Consider the following 19,117-nt stretch of genomic DNA (forward strand, 5'->3'; position numbering starts at 1 on the left):
AGTCTAATTCGCACAGGAATTTAGGCTCTTTTTGTTTTTTAAATTTATAGATAGATTGAAAAATCACTAATTCCAGCATATGGATTGTTATTTTTAATCTTTTCTTCCAAGTCTAACAAAGTATACTTTTGCCATTCCTCCAAATTGTTCTTATCCCATTTACTATTAAATAGCTGGTATAAAAAAATCTCCCTTATCTTTAGGAATATAGGAATTTGTTTGACAATGTCCTCATGAAGCAAACTTTCCGATTGATACCCCGTAAAAAAATGATTCATAAATGTCTTTGGAAAAGCTTTTGTTTCGCCATTGTAAGAACTATGTTGCCAATATGCATGATAGAAGGCAACCGCAATATCTTGTGCATGCCAATTAAATGCACAATCATCAAAGTCAATCGTTGTAATAGTTCCATCCTTTGTAATGATTAGATTCCCTTGATGAAAATCATTATGAATCAGACCAAATGTGCTTTCTGTGCTATCAAATTCACATAGATTTTGCATCAGTCTGTCGTAAAGTTCCTTTAACCATGAGGATAAGTTTGCCCTAATACCAAACACATCAGTATTCTCAACTGTCCAAATAGGTCGATGTATTTTTACTACTTTGAAAATTTTAGATAGAGCATGCATCTTTCCTAAGGTCTTTCCCCATTGTTCAAATACTTCTTCATTCCAATGTAAAACGTTTTTCACATCCATCATATCGCCTTTTACGTACTCGAAATATGTCCTTACTTGCCCGTTTTCATCTTCCACATGCATTTCAGGCTTAGGAACAGCAACCTCCTGTTCGTATAAGAAATTCATCCACTCAATTTCCTGTAAAACCATTTCCTTCGTTTTTCTAGCATTAGACACTCTTACTACTTTATCTTTTTCCTCAATATAATAAACCTCGTTATGAAAACCTCCATCTAGTCGGATATGACTTTTTCTCATCCCATTTTCCCCCTATAGTAAAAACGCTGAACTCCAAAAAGTTCAGCATTGTGTTCAAACATTACTTCATTTTACATGTTCTTGCAAGAAATCGACTATACCATCCACTAACCCGTTCGCTAATGGAAGATTAGGATTTGAATACGTAGCGATATTTCCTTCTCGATCGGCAGGCGCTTCTTTCAATATATGATTCATCTTATCAACAATAAGTATTTCAGAATCTTTTTTCGTTTGATGTAATAGCTCTGCATCTTTCACAGGGACTTGAATATCGAGATTTCCATTCACTATAAGTACTGGTCCATTTAACTTTTGCAGTTGCTCAGCTGGGTCATATTTTAGCCAAGATATCATATATGGTTGTACCGATGATCGGAACACGCTTTGCAATTCCTGACTTATTGTTTTCACTTGCTCACCTTGTTTTAATTTTTCCAGAATATCGGTGGACTCTTCCATTAGGTTTGCTGGAAGTTGTGCTTTGAGTTGTTCAAGGAGAATCTGATCGATTGGTCTTCCTGCTCCAGCAATGGAAATGAATACGTCCGTATCTACTTTTTGGCTAGCCACCATTCCAATAAGGGAACCTTCACTATGACCGATTATTCCAATCTTTGAAAAACGTTTATCATTTTTTGCGAATTGTACCCATGCAGCAGCATCATCAATGTATTGGTCAAATCGCAAATCTTCTTCTTTGCCTGCCAAACTTGCATTTTTTCCAACACCACGCTTGTCGTAGCGGATAGTTGCCACACCATTTACCGCTAAATCCTCCGCGAGCATTTTCAAACTATTATTTTTTCCGGGCAATGCAATTGAGTTTCCGTTTCGATCAGTAGGACCAGAACCAGCAATGACGACCATAAGAGGGAAAGGTCCATCCCCTTGAGGGATTTCTAGCTGCCCAGACATCGTTCCATCCTGGACCTTCACTTCCACCAAACGATCTTTTTCTACTTCCTCCTCTTTACTTCCCTTCACCAAATCAAAAGGGAAAGTTTGCCCTTGCTGAGTGAAAGTTCCGGTAATTTTTTCTTGTTCGACTTTACCATCAAACGTTAACTTCTGGCCTTGAATATTCATATTAAAAAACACGTCCGGTTCTTCTAATTTCACACCTGTGAGTGGATATTCGTTTAATCCTTGTACTGGAATACTAATCGTTCCTTTGTCTTTTTCGAATTCAACAATAATTGGCAGGGGTTGTTCGGGTATATTAATAGACCCTTCCCATACACCTTCTATATTTTCTAATGAACTCATCTCTGATGCCTCCTCTTTTTCCTTACTACACGCTGCAAGTAATAAAAAGACCATAGCTATTAAAGAAAAAACAATTCGCTGTCTCCTCATACAATCCCCCCACCTCTGTTATATGACTAATATAACAGAAGCCGATTGGTGTGTAAAGAATGATAAAATATCACACTTCACTAATATAGTATTCATCTTTTTTATAGTTTTTGCCGGTCCAAAAAGTCATTATCATTGAAAAGATTATTAGTATACCAAAAAACATGGAAATTAAATGCAATCCAATTGTAGGCGAGTCTTTCAGGACGATTAATATAACGATTGCGAATGCTACTACTATCATACAAAAAGTAACTGTCACTTTTTGATTGTTTTTTAACAACCAAAAACTAGTTGAAAAAATTGTACTTAGCGAACTCAACATTAGCAGTGGAAAGAAGGTAGAATGTTTTGCTGTATATACCAAATAATCAATTGTTAAAATATCACTAGAAACAGTCGTATCTCCGTTTATCCAATGAGAAAAAGTCGCTGTATGCTCCACACCAAAGTATTTGTTAATATTTGTGATCCTTCATAAAAACTAATGAAAGTAGAAAAAAGTAGTAGGGAAAAACTACAACTAATACTCAAATTATTTGGTACACTCTTTCAAATGTTGATATATTATTTCAGTTATTTAAAAGTATACATTAATTGGAAGGTCATTAAATTAAAAATAAAAAAAGCAGAAGCACAGATTAGACTGCGCTTCTACCTTTTTCTACTCTAAAAGTCACTAAAACAAATATAGCAAAACTGATCAACAATATCGTTCCACCTACAATATACGTGATTAACGCAACCGTCTCATTTACTTGGAAAGGGTGTATAAACTGTAAATACATACCTAATGTCAATCCAATCGCCCCAATTATAGCGGACCAGCCATGGATTGCTACTAACTTAGGAGACTTAATCTTATACAACTTATAAAATAGCCCATAAACAAATAACGATAACCATCCAACCAATAATATATGTGCATGAATTGGACGAAGTGCATAAGATCCCGCCCCAGCCATATGAGAACCAAGGTAAGCTCCCAATAATCCAAATAATGCTCCAAACCTAACTAGTCGTAAACTCCATTTTTCTTGCATTGTCATTTCCCCCTATTTGTAATTATTAATAACGCTGGTAATAATAATGGTCGAACGATAAACGTATCCAGCAGTACACCAATCGCGACAGCAAAACCAAATAGTTTAAGCTCCATGACTGGCTGCGATATTAAAACAGCAAATGTAGCAGCAAGTATTAACCCTGCCGAAGAAATAACACCGCCTGTTTTTTCAACCGCTTTCGCAATTGCTTCCTGTTCGTCATACTGTTTTCGTTCTTCTTTCAACCTACTCATTAACATAATTGAGTAGTCCACACCTAGTGCCACTAAAAATACAAATGTGTAAAGCGGGATTCGATAACTAAACGACGTATAACCAAAGAACACATCGAAAATCCATGTAGAGAATCCTAAAGCCGCCCCGAATGACAATAAAATGGATAACATCATTAACAAAGATGCCCGAATCGATTTAGTTTGGAAAGCAAGCATTAATCCAATCAATACCGTCATTAACCCCATTACGAGTAATGTATCTCTATTATTAATATCCCGAATATCCACTTGCTTTACTGTCTCTCCACTTACTAAAACATGTTGGCTTTCCAATTCATCTCTTATCATTTCCAATTCATTTAAAGCTTCTTTGCTATAAGGATTCGCTTTTAATATGATAGAAAACTTTGTGTACTTTTCGCTTTCTGAAGTCGAAGGTCGTACCTGACTTACCATCGGTCTATCTTCTAATTTCTCTTGAATATCTGCAGTCACTTTCTCGTCTTTTGATTTTATGAGAATCGTTGTTGGTGCTATTTCACCTTCCGAAAATGCCTCCCCTAACTTTGTAAAACCTTCTCTTGAAGACAACTCTTCTGGGAAAGATGCCAGTAAATCGTATGAATAGATAATTGTCGTTGCATGCCATGTGCCAATACCTAGTAGTAACAAAATTGGTATTGCTACTTTCCAAGGCTTTTTCGTACTTACATTTCCCGCATTTGCCCAAAGCTTTGTTGTTTTTTCTTTCTTTTTCGGTGTTTTTACAAGTGCAAACAAAGCTGGCAATAATGTAAGTCCCGCGATTAGCATGATGACTACTGCAATTGCAAACACTGGGGCAAAATTACGGTACGGTTCATAAATAGCAAAGGCAAGTGTTGCTACTCCTGCTAAAATAGTACCACCACTAAACAGGATAGTTTCTCTTGTTTTAGCAAGTGCTATTCTCATATCCTGCTCTTCCTTATAACGAGCATAAAGTAGTAGAGAATAGTCGGTAATAACGGCAAACAATAAAATCATCATGATGGAAAGTGCTTGGTTTTCAATCGTTATAGAAGTAAATTTACCAGTTAGTCCTATCAGTCGATCCACTACACCATATACAATTCCAGCGCCAATTAGTGGAATGATAGCAAGAATGAATGAGCGATAAATAATGATTAATAGTATAAAAATAATCCCTACAGTTGCTAGAAGTAAAACTACATCAGCTTGTGAAAATAGCTCAATTGTATCGCTTGCTATACCAGCCGGTCCCGTATAATAAATAGTAAAACCTGATGGGATAATGTTAGATACATTCTTTTTAATCTCTTTCACTTGCGCATGAATCTCTTTACTTTCTAATTGTCCTTCTAAAATTAATGGCACAAAGAATGTCTTCTTATCTTCAGACACAAAAGAATTTCGTTGCTCCATAGGGATTTTTGAAAACTTCGGTATACCTGGATAATTCTTCTCCACTAATGTAAGAATGCTTTGTATTTCTTCATCTGTGGCAGCCTTATTTTTTTCAAAAACTATTAGGAGAGGTATCCCCTCACTACTAGAGAAATTTTCTTTTACTACTTTATCAGCTTGAATGGATAAAGCAGTTTCTGGAAGACCAGCATTTTTGGATGTACTTGCAACTTCTTTACTGGATGGTGCAAGAAAAGAAAGTAATACTACTATAACTAACCAACTCGTTAAAGTTATAAGCCAAGTACGCTTGTTTTTCATTTCGCTACCCCCTATTAAATTTCCTTACAGGGGTAACTATACATTTCGAAAGTGAACAGAAGATGAACGGGGAATTACATCTTCTTTAGTTGGACGTACACCTTTGTTCCATGGGGTTCTACATTTTCAAATGAAAGCATGCCATTATGCGACTGAATGACTTCCTTTACAATTGCAAGACCTAGCCCACTGCCCTCGATTTGTGTAGATCTCGCTGCATCCTCTCGGTAAAATCGTTCCGTCCATTGTCCATAGTCCGTATTTTTGTTTCCGATACCAGTGTCTTGTATGATAACTTGCACATTTTCCGTAGTTTCTGTCATTTCTACTTGTATTTCTCCCGGAGAGTAATTGTATTTAATCGCATTAGAAATGAGATTTTCCCAGACGTATTCTAACATCTCTCTATCTCCCAATACCTCTACTTTTTTCAAATGCAATTTGATGGAAATATCCTTTTCATCTAATAGCCATCTAAATTTCAACACAACTTGTTTCAATTGGTCGTCCAGTTGAAATAACTCTTTTTTCGTTCGAGTATTCGCTTGATCGAATGAGGTAAGTAATAATAATTGCTTCATTAATCCCGATAAACGCTTTGCTTCTTTTTGAATGATTTCTGCGTAATTTCCATTTAAATCCCCACTCTCTAGCAAAGCAGCATATCCTTGTATATTTAATAATGGTGTTTGAAAATCATGCGACACTCTAGCGATAAAATCTTTTTTATAGCGGTCACTAGCTTCCAATTGCTTCACCATATTCCGGAAGCTGTCCGCCAATTGACCAATTTCGTCTCGTTGGTTTACTAGTATTGGCACTTGGAAATCTTCATTCGCAATTTTATTTGTAGCAATCGTCAGTTTTGTTAGAGGATCAATCATCCTTTTGGCAACGATTAACATAGCAATAACGCTAATGAATATCATTGCTCCTGCAAGTCCTCCTAAAAGGAGATGAATTTCATTAAATAGAAATTTAATATTAGGTCTTTGAAAAAGTGCGTAACTTTTATCCTCATACGTGAATGGGATCCCTACTGTATTTGTTAATTCATTTGAAAAGTATCCAGTTATAAACGTCTCCTTTGGAAACTCTCGCATTCCATGATATACCTCGCCATTTAGAACTTTCTTCACAATAGAATCACTAATTTCACGAGCCCTGAAATCCCCACCATAAAAGCTCTCTTCGCCGTCCTCACTTACAATATATATCTGGTACCCAGTATCTCCAATTGTCTGTAGAAGTGACTCTATGCTATATACATTAGAAGATTCGATAAGCTCTACTATAGAGTTAGCTACTTCTACATTTTTCTCATCATTTTTCTCTTTCAAATTTTGATGATAAAACGTATTTACAATCATAAAACCTATTGTCCCACTTGCAAACATAATAAGGAGTGTCATCCAGACAAATTTACTATATAAGGTTTTCATACATGCATTCCTTCTAATTTATATCCCATTCCCCGAACCGTCTTAATCTCTATATCTGTTTGCGTTTTGGCTAATCGTTCCCGTATCCGTTTTATATGTACACTTAATGTTTGTTCTTCCCCTTCAAAATCAATCCCCCATACCGCTTCGATTAATTGATCACGAGTAAAGACTTGGTTTGGTTTCGACGCAAGCTTAGAAAGCAATTCAAATTCCTTTAAAGGTAGGACTAGTATCTCTTCCCCTATTTGCACCACAAAGCTCTTTCTATTGATCAACATATTTCCTACTTGTATATTGGCATCACTTGTTTTGTCGTATCTTCTTAATATTGCGCGGATACGAAATAACAACTCTTTCGGTTCAAAGGGCTTTACTAAATAGTCATCCGATCCTGCTAAGTAGCCCTTTTCTTTATCTTCTAGACGTCCTTTTGCTGTTAGTAATAGAATTGGAAAATCATACTGTTCTCGAATAATCTTTGTTAGCGTTAAACCATCCATCTCTGGCATCATCACGTCAACTATTGCAAGATCAGGCATTTCCTTTTCGATTAATGCTAACCCTTCTTTCCCATTTCTTGCCTTTACAACTCGATACCCTGTGTTTGATAAAAAAATTGATATTAACTCTAACGTATGCATATCATCATCTACTGCTAATATTACAACCACATATAACCCCCCTCTTCACCTATATTGTGTCTCCTTCTTTCCCATTCGGCAAGTGATTTATATTGTTGTGGCTCCTATTGTTTAGTTTATTTACTTTTGTACAATTACTATTATGGACCTCTACTTAGTTTAATACCACTTACCTCATGCTAATCTAGTGCAATCATAGATAATTTATTCTACGAATTAAAAGTGTACACTATACAATAAAAGAGAGTTTGTTTGTAAGTAAGTGGAGTAGATCAACTATTTAATCCTCGATAGCAACCAACTGAGATTCGTCAGCTGTCGTTCTTTTTAATACCAAATCAACAGTGATTAATTCCCAACAGGGCTGAATTACTCTACAAATAAAAAAAGTCGCTACCGATAATTCGGTAACGACTTTTCTTTGGTGCCCAGCGACGTCCTACTCTCACAGGGGGAGACCCCCAACTACCATCGGCGCTGAAGAGCTTAACTTCCGTGTTCGGTATGGGAACGGGTGTGACCTCTTCGCCATCATCACTAGACTCATTCGGCTTTCAATATACGGCGCATTGCGTTGTCAACTTCATTCGATCCGTCAGTCACGTACGTTAGTACGTTCCTTCTTTCTCTCACTTGTTTCCTAGCACTGCTTGTATCTTGAAACCCTCATATATAGAGTGTTTGTTCACTCAAAACTGGATAAACGACATTGGAACTGAAACAAATTTGGTTAAGTCCTCGATCGATTAGTATTCGTCAGCTGCACGTGTCGCCACGCTTCCACCCCGAACCTATCTACCTCATCGTCTTTGAGGGATCTTACTTACTTGCGTAATGGGAAATCTCATCTTGAGGGGGGCTTCGTGCTTAGATGCTTTCAGCACTTATCCCGTCCACACATAGCTACCCAGCGATGCTCTTGGCAGAACAACTGGTACACCAGCGGTGTGTCCATCCCGGTCCTCTCGTACTAAGGACAGCTCCTCTCAAATTTCCTACGCCCACGACGGATAGGGACCGAACTGTCTCACGACGTTCTGAACCCAGCTCGCGTACCGCTTTAATGGGCGAACAGCCCAACCCTTGGGACCGACTACAGCCCCAGGATGCGATGAGCCGACATCGAGGTGCCAAACCTCCCCGTCGATGTGGACTCTTGGGGGAGATAAGCCTGTTATCCCCGGGGTAGCTTTTATCCGTTGAGCGATGGCCCTTCCATGCGGAACCACCGGATCACTAAGCCCGTCTTTCGACCCTGCTCGACTTGTAGGTCTCGCAGTCAAGCTCCCTTCTGCCTTTACACTCTTCGAATGATTTCCAACCATTCTGAGGGAACCTTTGGGCGCCTCCGTTACACTTTAGGAGGCGACCGCCCCAGTCAAACTACCCGCCTGACACTGTCTCCTACCCGGGTTACGGGTATGGGTTAGAATTTCAATACAACCAGGGCAGTATCCCACCGACGCCTCCTCCGAAGCTGGCGCTCCGGGCTCTATGGCTCCTGCCTATCCTGTACAAGTTGCACCAAAATTCAATATCAAGCTATAGTAAAGCTCCACGGGGTCTTTCCGTCCTGTCGCGGGTAACCTGCATCTTCACAGGTACTATAATTTCACCGAGTCTCTCGTTGAGACAGTGCCCAGATCGTTACGCCTTTCGTGCGGGTCGGAACTTACCCGACAAGGAATTTCGCTACCTTAGGACCGTTATAGTTACGGCCGCCGTTTACTGGGGCTTCAATTCGCACCTTCGCTTGCGCTAAGCACTCCTCTTAACCTTCCAGCACCGGGCAGGCGTCAGCCCCTATACTTCACCTTACGGTTTTGCAGAGACCTGTGTTTTTGCTAAACAGTCGCCTGGGCCTATTCACTGCGGCTCTTCAAGGCTATTCACCCTAAAGAGCACCCCTTCTCCCGAAGTTACGGGGTCATTTTGCCGAGTTCCTTAACGAGAGTTCTCTCGCTCACCTTAGGATTCTCTCCTCGACTACCTGTGTCGGTTTGCGGTACGGGCACCTATCACCTCGCTAGAGGCTTTTCTTGGCAGTGTGAAATCAGGAACTCCGGACATACGTCCTCGCCATCACAGCTCAATGTTATAGAATGCGGATTTGCCTACATTCACACCTTACTGCTTGGACATGCATAACCAACAGCATGCTTACCCTATCCTTCTGCGTCCCCCCATTACTCAAACGGTGGTTTGGTGGTACAGGAATATCAACCTGTTATCCATCGCCTACGCCTATCGGCCTCGGCTTAGGTCCCGACTAACCCTGAGCGGACGAGCCTTCCTCAGGAAACCTTAGTCATACGGTGGACGGGATTCTCACCCGTCTTTCGCTACTCATACCGGCATTCTCACTTCTAAGCGCTCCACCAGTCCTTCCGGTCTGACTTCAACGCCCTTAGAACGCTCTCCTACCACTGATACCAAAGGTATCAATCCACAGCTTCGGTGATTTGTTTAGCCCCGATACATTTTCGGCGCAGCGTCACTCGACCAGTGAGCTATTACGCACTCTTTAAATGATGGCTGCTTCTAAGCCAACATCCTGGTTGTCTAAGCAACGCCACATCCTTTTCCACTTAACAAATACTTTGGGACCTTAGCTGGTGGTCTGGGCTGTTTCCCTCTTGACTACGGATCTTATCACTCGCAGTCTGACTCCCAAACATAAATCATTGGCATTCGGAGTTTGTCTGAATTCGGTAACCCGGGATGGGCCCCTAGTCCAAACAGTGCTCTACCTCCAAGATTCTAACGTTTGAGGCTAGCCCTAAAGCTATTTCGGAGAGAACCAGCTATCTCCAGGTTCGATTGGAATTTCTCCGCTACCCACACCTCATCCCCGCACTTTTCAACGTGCGTGGGTTCGGACCTCCAGTAAGTGTTACCTTACCTTCATCCTGGACATGGGTAGATCACCTGGTTTCGGGTCTACGACCACATACTCATTCGCCCTATTCAGACTCGCTTTCGCTGCGGCTCCGTCTTCTCAACTTAACCTTGCATGTAATCGTAACTCGCCGGTTCATTCTACAAAAGGCACGCTATCACCCATTAACGGGCTCTAACTACTTGTAGGCACACGGTTTCAGGATCTATTTCACTCCCCTTCCGGGGTGCTTTTCACCTTTCCCTCACGGTACTGGTTCACTATCGGTCACTAGGTAGTATTTAGCCTTGGGAGATGGTCCTCCCGGATTCCGACGGAATTTCACGTGTTCCGCCGTACTCAGGATACACTCAAGAGAGAATGAATTTTGGACTACGGGGCTTTTACCCTATCCTGCGGACCTTTCCAGATCGCTTCGTCTAACTCATTCCTTTGTAACTCTATGTAGAGTGTCCTACAACCCCAAGAGGCAAGCCTCTTGGTTTGGGCTATTCCCGTTTCGCTCGCCGCTACTCAGGGAATCGATTTTTCTTTCTCTTCCTCCAGGTACTTAGATGTTTCAGTTCCCTGGGTGTGTCTCAGATGCGCTATGTATTCACGCAAATGTACTGCTCCATTACGAACAGTGGGTTTCCCCATTCGGAAATCTCCGGATCAAAGCTCACTTACAGCTCCCCGAAGCATATCGGTGTTAGTGCCGTCCTTCGTCGACTCCTAGTGCCAAGGCATTCACCGTGCGCCCTTATTAACTTAACCTAAAAGTTAAAAAGTCTTACACGTCATGATTACGTAAATAATCACAACAGAATTTCTTGTTGTTTATTGTTTCAATGTCGTTTTATCCAGTTTTCAAAGAACAAAGGTTTTGCCCTTTGCGACGAATAATCGCAGAAGCAAATTATAAATTTTTGGTGGAGCCTAGCGGGATCGAACCGCTGACCTCCTGCGTGCAAGGCAGGCGCTCTCCCAGCTGAGCTAAGGCCCCGAAACAAAAAAAGGGTATGGTGGGCCTAAATGGACTCGAACCATCGACCTCACGCTTATCAGGCGTGCGCTCTAACCAGCTGAGCTATAGGCCCTCTTTGAATTTCCATATATTAATATGAACATTCAAAACTGAACTGCAAAACGTTAAGATACAGATAAAAATCTGTATTCCGATATTATCCTTAGAAAGGAGGTGATCCAGCCGCACCTTCCGATACGGCTACCTTGTTACGACTTCACCCCAATCATCTGTCCCACCTTCGGCGGCTGGCTCCCGTAAGGGTTACCCCACCGACTTCGGGTGTTACAAACTCTCGTGGTGTGACGGGCGGTGTGTACAAGGCCCGGGAACGTATTCACCGTGGCATGCTGATCCACGATTACTAGCGATTCCGGCTTCATGTAGGCGAGTTGCAGCCTACAATCCGAACTGAGAACGGTTTTATGGGATTTGCTCACCCTCGCGGGGTTGCGACCCTCTGTACCGTCCATTGTAGCACGTGTGTAGCCCAGGTCATAAGGGGCATGATGATTTGACGTCATCCCCACCTTCCTCCGGTTTATCACCGGCAGTCACCTTAGAGTGCCCAACTAAATGCTGGCAACTAAGATCAAGGGTTGCGCTCGTTGCGGGACTTAACCCAACATCTCACGACACGAGCTGACGACAACCATGCACCACCTGTCACCGCTGTCCCCGAAGGGAAAACTCTATCTCTAGAGCGGTCAGCGGGATGTCAAGACCTGGTAAGGTTCTTCGCGTTGCTTCGAATTAAACCACATGCTCCACCGCTTGTGCGGGCCCCCGTCAATTCCTTTGAGTTTCAGTCTTGCGACCGTACTCCCCAGGCGGAGTGCTTAATGCGTTAGCTGCAGCACTAAGGGGCGGAAACCCCCTAACACTTAGCACTCATCGTTTACGGCGTGGACTACCAGGGTATCTAATCCTGTTTGCTCCCCACGCTTTCGCGCCTCAGCGTCAGTTACAGACCAGAAAGCCGCCTTCGCCACTGGTGTTCCTCCAAATCTCTACGCATTTCACCGCTACACTTGGAATTCCGCTTTCCTCTTCTGTACTCAAGTCCCCCAGTTTCCAATGACCTTCCACGGTTGAGCCGTGGGATTTCACATCAGACTTAAAGGACCGCCTGCGCGCGCTTTACGCCCAATAATTCCGGACAACGCTTGCCACCTACGTATTACCGCGGCTGCTGGCACGTAGTTAGCCGTGGCTTTCTAATGAGGTACCGTCAAGGTACGAGCAGTTACTCTCGTACTTGTTCTTCCCTCACAACAGAGTTTTACGATCCGAAAACCTTCTTCACTCACGCGGCATTGCTCCATCAGACTTTCGTCCATTGTGGAAGATTCCCTACTGCTGCCTCCCGTAGGAGTCTGGGCCGTGTCTCAGTCCCAGTGTGGCCGATCACCCTCTCAGGTCGGCTACGCATCGTCGCCTTGGTGAGCCGTTACCTCACCAACTAGCTAATGCGCCGCGGGCCCATCCTGTAGTGACAGCCGAGACCGTCTTTTAACATTTCCCCATGTGAGGAAATGGATTATTCGGTATTAGCCCCGGTTTCCCGGAGTTATCCCAATCTACAGGGCAGGTTGCCCACGTGTTACTCACCCGTCCGCCGCTAAATCAGAAGAAGCAAGCTTCTTCGTCATTCGCTCGACTTGCATGTATTAGGCATGCCGCCAGCGTTCGTCCTGAGCCAGGATCAAACTCTCCATAATAGAGAACTTAAAAAGCTCATTTTGTTTTGCTGGCATCATCATTAAATGATGTCAAAATTGTTTTGCTTATCATTCTAACAAGTTAGCTGATAAGCTGTATGTCTTAACGTTTTGCATGTTCAGTTTTCAATGTTCATGGTGGAGCCTAGCGGGATCGAACCGCTGACCTCCTGCGTGCAAGGCAGGCGCTCTCCCAGCTGAGCTAAGGCCCCTAAAATAATAACTGGTCGGGAAGACAGGATTCGAACCTGCGACCCCTTGGTCCCAAACCAAGTGCTCTACCAAGCTGAGCTACTTCCCGTTATATGGTGCGCTCGGCAGGACTCGAACCTGCAACCTCTTGATTCGTAGTCAAGTGCTCTATCCAATTGAGCTACGAGCGCAATGTTTCATAAAAGTGGTGCCGAGGACCGGAATCGAACCGGTACGGTAGTCACCTACCGCAGGATTTTAAGTCCTGTGCGTCTGCCAGTTCCGCCACCCCGGCACTTTAATGAATCTTTGGAGCGGAAGACGAGGTTCGAACTCGCGACCCCCACCTTGGCAAGGTGGTGTTCTACCACTGAACTACTTCCGCTCGGTTATTAAATTAAATGGTGCGGGTGAAGGGAGTCGAACCCCCACGCCTTGCGGCGCTAGATCCTAAGTCTAGTGCGTCTGCCAGTTCCGCCACACCCGCAATATATATTCACTATAAAAAGTGATGAGCCATGTAGGATTCGAACCTACGACCCTCTGATTAAAAGTCAGATGCTCTACCAACTGAGCTAATGGCTCGAAAAATGGTGCCGGAGAAAGGACTTGAACCCTCAACCTACTGATTACAAGTCAGTTGCTCTACCAGTTGAGCTACTCCGGCAGGAGTAAATATATGGTGGAGGATGACGGGCTCGAACCGCCGACCCTCTGCTTGTAAGGCAGATGCTCTCCCAGCTGAGCTAATCCTCCATGGGAAATATAATTTTATTGCAAGCCCAGCGACGTCCTACTCTCACAGGGGGAGACCCCCAACTACCATCGGCGCTGAAGAGCTTAACTTCCGTGTTCGGTATGGGAACGGGTGTGACCTCTTCGCCATCATCACTAGACTTGAATACTTTTGAAAGACATGTTTTATTATAACAACTCTGTAGAATAATGCAAGAGTTATTTAATAAAAATTTATTCTTTCAAAACTGGATAAACGACATTGTTACGATAAACAAATTTGGTTAAGTCCTCGATCGATTAGTATTCGTCAGCTGCACGTGTCGCCACGCTTCCACCCCGAACCTATCTACCTCATCGTCTTTGAGGGATCTTACTTACTTGCGTAATGGGAAATCTCATCTTGAGGGGGGCTTCGTGCTTAGATGCTTTCAGCACTTATCCCGTCCACACATAGCTACCCAGCGATGCTCTTGGCAGAACAACTGGTACACCAGCGGTGTGTCCATCCCGGTCCTCTCGTACTAAGGACAGCTCCTCTCAAATTTCCTACGCCCACGACGGATAGGGACCGAACTGTCTCACGACGTTCTGAACCCAGCTCGCGTACCGCTTTAATGGGCGAACAGCCCAACCCTTGGGACCGACTACAGCCCCAGGATGCGATGAGCCGACATCGAGGTGCCAAACCTCCCCGTCGATGTGGACTCTTGGGGGAGATAAGCCTGTTATCCCCGGGGTAGCTTTTATCCGTTGAGCGATGGCCCTTCCATGCGGAACCACCGGATCACTAAGCCCGTCTTTCGACCCTGCTCGACTTGTAGGTCTCGCAGTCAAGCTCCCTTCTGCCTTTACACTCTTCGAATGATTTCCAACCATTCTGAGGGAACCTTTGGGCGCCTCCGTTACACTTTAGGAGGCGACCGCCCCAGTCAAACTACCCGCCTGACACTGTCTCCTACCCGGGTTACGGGTATGGGTTAGAATTTCAATACAACCAGGGCAGTATCCCACCGACGCCTCCTCCGAAGCTGGCGCTCCGGGCTCTATGGCTCCTGCCTATCCTGTACAAGTTGCACCAAAATTCAATATCAAGCTATAGTAAAGCTCCACGGGGTCTTTCCGTCCTGTCGCGGGTAACCTGCATCTTCACAGGTACTATAATTTCACCGAGTCTCTCGTTGAGACAGTGCCCAGATCGTTACGCCTTTCGTGCGGGTCGGAACTTACCCGACAAGGAATTTCGCTACCTTAGGACCGTTATAGTTACGGCCGCCGTTTACTGGGGCTTCAATTCGCACCTTCGCTTGCGCTAAGCACTCCTCTTAACCTTCCAGCACCGGGCAGGCGTCAGCCCCTATACTTCACCTTACGGTTTTGCAGAGACCTGTGTTTTTGCTAAACAGTCGCCTGGGCCTATTCACTGCGGCTCTTCAAGGCTATTCACCCTAAAGAGCACCCCTTCTCCCGAAGTTACGGGGTCATTTTGCCGAGTTCCTTAACGAGAGTTCTCTCGCTCACCTTAGGATTCTCTCCTCGACTACCTGTGTCGGTTTGCGGTACGGGCACCTATCACCTCGCTAGAGGCTTTTCTTGGCAGTGTGAAATCAGGAACTCCGGACATACGTCCTCGCCATCACAGCTCAATGTTATAGAATGCGGATTTGCCTACATTCACACCTTACTGCTTGGACATGCATAACCAACAGCATGCTTACCCTATCCTTCTGCGTCCCCCCATTACTCAAACGGTGGTTTGGTGGTACAGGAATATCAACCTGTTATCCATCGCCTACGCCTATCGGCCTCGGCTTAGGTCCCGACTAACCCTGAGCGGACGAGCCTTCCTCAGGAAACCTTAGTCATACGGTGGACGGGATTCTCACCCGTCTTTCGCTACTCATACCGGCATTCTCACTTCTAAGCGCTCCACCAGTCCTTCCGGTCTGACTTCAACGCCCTTAGAACGCTCTCCTACCACTGATACCAAAGGTATCAATCCACAGCTTCGGTGATTTGTTTAGCCCCGATACATTTTCGGCGCAGCGTCACTCGACCAGTGAGCTATTACGCACTCTTTAAATGATGGCTGCTTCTAAGCCAACATCCTGGTTGTCTAAGCAACGCCACATCCTTTTCCACTTAACAAATACTTTGGGACCTTAGCTGGTGGTCTGGGCTGTTTCCCTCTTGACTACGGATCTTATCACTCGCAGTCTGACTCCCAAACATAAATCATTGGCATTCGGAGTTTGTCTGAATTCGGTAACCCGGGATGGGCCCCTAGTCCAAACAGTGCTCTACCTCCAAGATTCTAACGTTTGAGGCTAGCCCTAAAGCTATTTCGGAGAGAACCAGCTATCTCCAGGTTCGATTGGAATTTCTCCGCTACCCACACCTCATCCCCGCACTTTTCAACGTGCGTGGGTTCGGACCTCCAGTAAGTGTTACCTTACCTTCATCCTGGACATGGGTAGATCACCTGGTTTCGGGTCTACGACCACATACTCATTCGCCCTATTCAGACTCGCTTTCGCTGCGGCTCCGTCTTCTCAACTTAACCTTGCATGTAATCGTAACTCGCCGGTTCATTCTACAAAAGGCACGCTATCACCCATTAACGGGCTCTAACTACTTGTAGGCACACGGTTTCAGGATCTATTTCACTCCCCTTCCGGGGTGCTTTTCACCTTTCCCTCACGGTACTGGTTCACTATCGGTCACTAGGTAGTATTTAGCCTTGGGAGATGGTCCTCCCGGATTCCGACGGAATTTCACGTGTTCCGCCGTACTCAGGATACACTCAAGAGAGAATGAATTTTGGACTACGGGGCTTTTACCCTATCCTGCGGACCTTTCCAGATCGCTTCGTCTAACTCATTCCTTTGTAACTCTATGTAGAGTGTCCTACAACCCCAAGAGGCAAGCCTCTTGGTTTGGGCTATTCCCGTTTCGCTCGCCGCTACTCAGGGAATCGATTTTTCTTTCTCTTCCTCCAGGTACTTAGATGTTTCAGTTCCCTGGGTGTGTCTCAGATGCGCTATGTATTCACGCAAATGTACTGCTCCATTACGAACAGTGGGTTTCCCCATTCGGAAATCTCCGGATCAAAGCTCACTTACAGCTCCCCGAAGCATATCGGTGTTAGTGCCGTCCTTCGTCGACTCCTAGTGCCAAGGCATTCACCGTGCGCCCTTATTAACTTAACCTAAAAGTTAAAAAGTCTTACACGTCGTGATTACGTAAATAATCACAACAGAATTTCTTGTTGTTTATTGTTTCAATGTCGTTTTATCCAGTTTTCAAAGAACAAAGGTTTTGCTCACTTTGCGACGAGTAATCGCAGGAGCAAGCGTTGAATCTTCATATAAAAATGAACATTCAAAACTGAACTGCAAAACGTTAAGATACAGATAAAGATCTGTATTCCGATATTATCCTTAGAAAGGAGGTGATCCAGCCGCACCTTCCGATACGGCTACCTTGTTACGACTTCACCCCAATCATCTGTCCCACCTTCGGCGGCTGGCTCCCGTAAGGGTTACCCCACCGACTTCGGGTGTTACAAACTCTCGTGGTGTGACGGGCGGTGTGTACAAGGCCCGGGAACGTATTCACCGTGGCATGCTGATCCACGATTACTAGCGATTCCGGCTTCATGTAGGCGAGTTGCAGCCTACAATCCGAACTGAGAACGGTTTTATGGGATTTGCTCACCCTCGCGGGGTTGCGACCCTCTGTACCGTCCATTGTAGCACGTGTGTAGCCCAGGTCATAAGGGGCATGATGATTTGACGTCATCCCCACCTTCCTCCGGTTTATCACCGGCAGTCACCTTAGAGTGCCCAACTAAATGCTGGCAACTAAGATCAAGGGTTGCGCTCGTTGCGGGACTTAACCCAACATCTCACGACACGAGCTGACGACAACCATGCACCACCTGTCACCGCTGTCCCCGAAGGGAAAACTCTATCTCTAGAGCGGTCAGCGGGATGTCAAGACCTGGTAAGGTTCTTCGCGTTGCTTCGAATTAAACCACATGCTCCACCGCTTGTGCGGGCCCCCGTCAATTCCTTTGAGTTTCAGTCTTGCGACCGTACTCCCCAGGCGGAGTGCTTAATGCGTTAGCTGCAGCACTAAGGGGCGGAAACCCCCTAACACTTAGCACTCATCGTTTACGGCGTGGACTACCAGGGTATCTAATCCTGTTTGCTCCCCACGCTTTCGCGCCTCAGCGTCAGTTACAGACCAGAAAGCCGCCTTCGCCACTGGTGTTCCTCCAAATCTCTACGCATTTCACCGCTACACTTGGAATTCCGCTTTCCTCTTCTGTACTCAAGTCCCCCAGTTTCCAATGACCTTCCACGGTTGAGCCGTGGGATTTCACATCAGACTTAAAGGACCGCCTGCGCGCGCTTTACGCCCAATAATTCCGGACAACGCTTGCCACCTACGTATTACCGCGGCTGCTGGCACGTAGTTAGCCGTGGCTTTCTAATGAGGTACCGTCAAGGTACGAGCAGTTACTCTCGTACTTGTTCTTCCCTCACAACAGAGTTTTACGATCCGAAAACCTTCTTCACTCACGCGGCATTGCTCCATCAGACTTTCGTCCATTGTGGAAGATTCCCTACTGCTGCCTCCCGTAGGAGTCTGGGCCGTGTCTCAGTCCCAGTGTGGCCGATCACCCTCTCAGGTCGGCTACGCATCGTCGCCTTGGTGAGCCGTTACCTCACCAACTAGCTAATGCGCCGCGGGCCCATCCTGTAGTGACAGCCGAGACCGTCTTTTAACATTTCCCCATGTGAGGAAATGGATTATTCGGTATTAGCCCCGGTTTCCCGGAGTTATCCCAATCTACAGGGCAGGTTGCCCACGTGTTACTCACCCGTCCGCCGCTAAATCAGAAGAAGCAAGCTTCTTCGTCATTCGCTCGACTTGCATGTATTAGGCATGCCGCCAGCGTTCGTCCTGAGCCAGGATCAAACTCTCCATAATAGAGAACTTAAAAAGCTCATTTTGTTTTGCTGGCATCATCATTAAATGATGTCAAAATTGTTTTGCTTATCATTCTAACAAGTTAGTTGATAAGCTGTATGTCTTAACGTTTTGCATGTTCAGTTTTCAATGTTCAGTTCGTCATGTCGTTTTGGCGACTTTAATAT

7 protein-coding genes, 11 tRNA genes and 6 rRNA genes are annotated in these 19,117 nt (G+C 44.7%); all 24 read right to left on the reverse strand.

Annotated elements, in window-relative coordinates:
• Positions 1–44: 44 nt before the first annotated feature.
• The 24 genes from MKY37_RS09690 to MKY37_RS09805 all read right to left on the reverse strand — a co-directional run bounded on the left by MKY37_RS09690 (position 45) and on the right by MKY37_RS09805 (position 18,950).
• A complete protein-coding gene (locus tag MKY37_RS09690; RefSeq protein ID WP_340776513.1) occupies positions 45–944 on the reverse strand; it encodes a phosphotransferase enzyme family protein in 900 nt (299 codons plus the stop codon).
• A 66-nt stretch (positions 945–1,010) separates the two neighbouring features.
• A complete protein-coding gene (locus MKY37_RS09695; RefSeq protein WP_340776515.1) occupies positions 1,011–2,303 on the reverse strand; it encodes an alpha/beta hydrolase family protein in 1,293 nt (430 codons plus the stop codon).
• Positions 2,304–2,373: 70 nt separating this feature from the next.
• Positions 2,374–2,748: a DUF4306 domain-containing protein gene (locus MKY37_RS09700; protein ID WP_340776517.1), complete on the reverse strand. Its 375-nt coding sequence runs from the start codon at positions 2,746–2,748 to the stop codon at positions 2,374–2,376.
• Positions 2,749–2,944: 196 nt separating this feature from the next.
• The gene (locus MKY37_RS09705; RefSeq protein ID WP_340776520.1) at positions 2,945–3,346 is read right to left on the reverse strand and encodes a hypothetical protein; all 402 of its coding nucleotides are present in this window, start codon (positions 3,344–3,346) and stop codon (positions 2,945–2,947) included.
• Between the two features lie 2 nt (positions 3,347–3,348).
• Complete coding sequence (locus tag MKY37_RS09710; protein ID WP_340776523.1) at positions 3,349–5,313, reverse strand: MMPL family transporter; 1,965 nt, start codon at positions 5,311–5,313, stop codon at positions 3,349–3,351.
• A 74-nt stretch (positions 5,314–5,387) separates the two neighbouring features.
• Positions 5,388–6,755, reverse strand: a complete 1,368-nt coding sequence (locus MKY37_RS09715; protein WP_340776526.1) for a sensor histidine kinase — start codon at positions 6,753–6,755, stop codon at positions 5,388–5,390.
• Positions 6,752–7,429: a response regulator transcription factor gene (locus MKY37_RS09720; RefSeq protein ID WP_340776528.1), complete on the reverse strand. Its 678-nt coding sequence runs from the start codon at positions 7,427–7,429 to the stop codon at positions 6,752–6,754. The genes MKY37_RS09715 and MKY37_RS09720 overlap by 4 nt, the downstream gene beginning before the upstream one ends.
• Before the next feature lie 396 nt (positions 7,430–7,825).
• A 5S ribosomal RNA gene (gene rrf / locus MKY37_RS09725) occupies positions 7,826–7,941 on the reverse strand.
• 184 nt (positions 7,942–8,125) lie between these two features.
• Positions 8,126–11,054 (reverse strand): 23S ribosomal RNA (locus MKY37_RS09730).
• Between the two features lie 153 nt (positions 11,055–11,207).
• Positions 11,208–11,283, reverse strand: a tRNA-Ala gene (locus tag MKY37_RS09735).
• 17 nt (positions 11,284–11,300) lie between these two features.
• Positions 11,301–11,377 (reverse strand) — tRNA-Ile (locus MKY37_RS09740).
• A gap of 94 nt (positions 11,378–11,471) precedes the next feature.
• Positions 11,472–13,025 (reverse strand): 16S ribosomal RNA (locus MKY37_RS09745).
• Between the two features lie 136 nt (positions 13,026–13,161).
• A tRNA-Ala gene (locus MKY37_RS09750) sits at positions 13,162–13,237 on the reverse strand.
• 12 nt (positions 13,238–13,249) lie between these two features.
• A tRNA-Pro gene (locus MKY37_RS09755) sits at positions 13,250–13,326 on the reverse strand.
• Positions 13,327–13,331: 5 nt separating this feature from the next.
• Positions 13,332–13,408: transfer RNA gene (locus MKY37_RS09760), tRNA-Arg, on the reverse strand.
• A 15-nt stretch (positions 13,409–13,423) separates the two neighbouring features.
• Positions 13,424–13,512, reverse strand: a tRNA-Leu gene (locus MKY37_RS09765).
• 15 nt (positions 13,513–13,527) lie between these two features.
• A tRNA-Gly gene (locus MKY37_RS09770) sits at positions 13,528–13,602 on the reverse strand.
• Between the two features lie 17 nt (positions 13,603–13,619).
• Positions 13,620–13,704, reverse strand: a tRNA-Leu gene (locus MKY37_RS09775).
• A 25-nt stretch (positions 13,705–13,729) separates the two neighbouring features.
• Positions 13,730–13,802: transfer RNA gene (locus tag MKY37_RS09780), tRNA-Lys, on the reverse strand.
• 6 nt (positions 13,803–13,808) lie between these two features.
• A tRNA-Thr gene (locus MKY37_RS09785) sits at positions 13,809–13,884 on the reverse strand.
• A 13-nt stretch (positions 13,885–13,897) separates the two neighbouring features.
• A tRNA-Val gene (locus MKY37_RS09790) sits at positions 13,898–13,973 on the reverse strand.
• A gap of 24 nt (positions 13,974–13,997) precedes the next feature.
• Positions 13,998–14,113, reverse strand: a 5S ribosomal RNA gene (rrf, locus tag MKY37_RS09795).
• A gap of 119 nt (positions 14,114–14,232) precedes the next feature.
• A 23S ribosomal RNA gene (locus tag MKY37_RS09800) occupies positions 14,233–17,161 on the reverse strand.
• A gap of 235 nt (positions 17,162–17,396) precedes the next feature.
• Positions 17,397–18,950, reverse strand: a 16S ribosomal RNA gene (locus tag MKY37_RS09805).
• Together the 16S, 23S and 5S rRNA genes with 11 tRNA genes alongside form the textbook arrangement of a ribosomal RNA operon.
• Between the last annotated feature and the right edge of the window lie 167 nt (positions 18,951–19,117).

The organism is Psychrobacillus sp. FSL K6-2836 (assembly GCF_038003085.1).
In the GTDB taxonomy this organism is placed as follows: Bacteria; Bacillota; Bacilli; order Bacillales_A; family Planococcaceae; genus Psychrobacillus.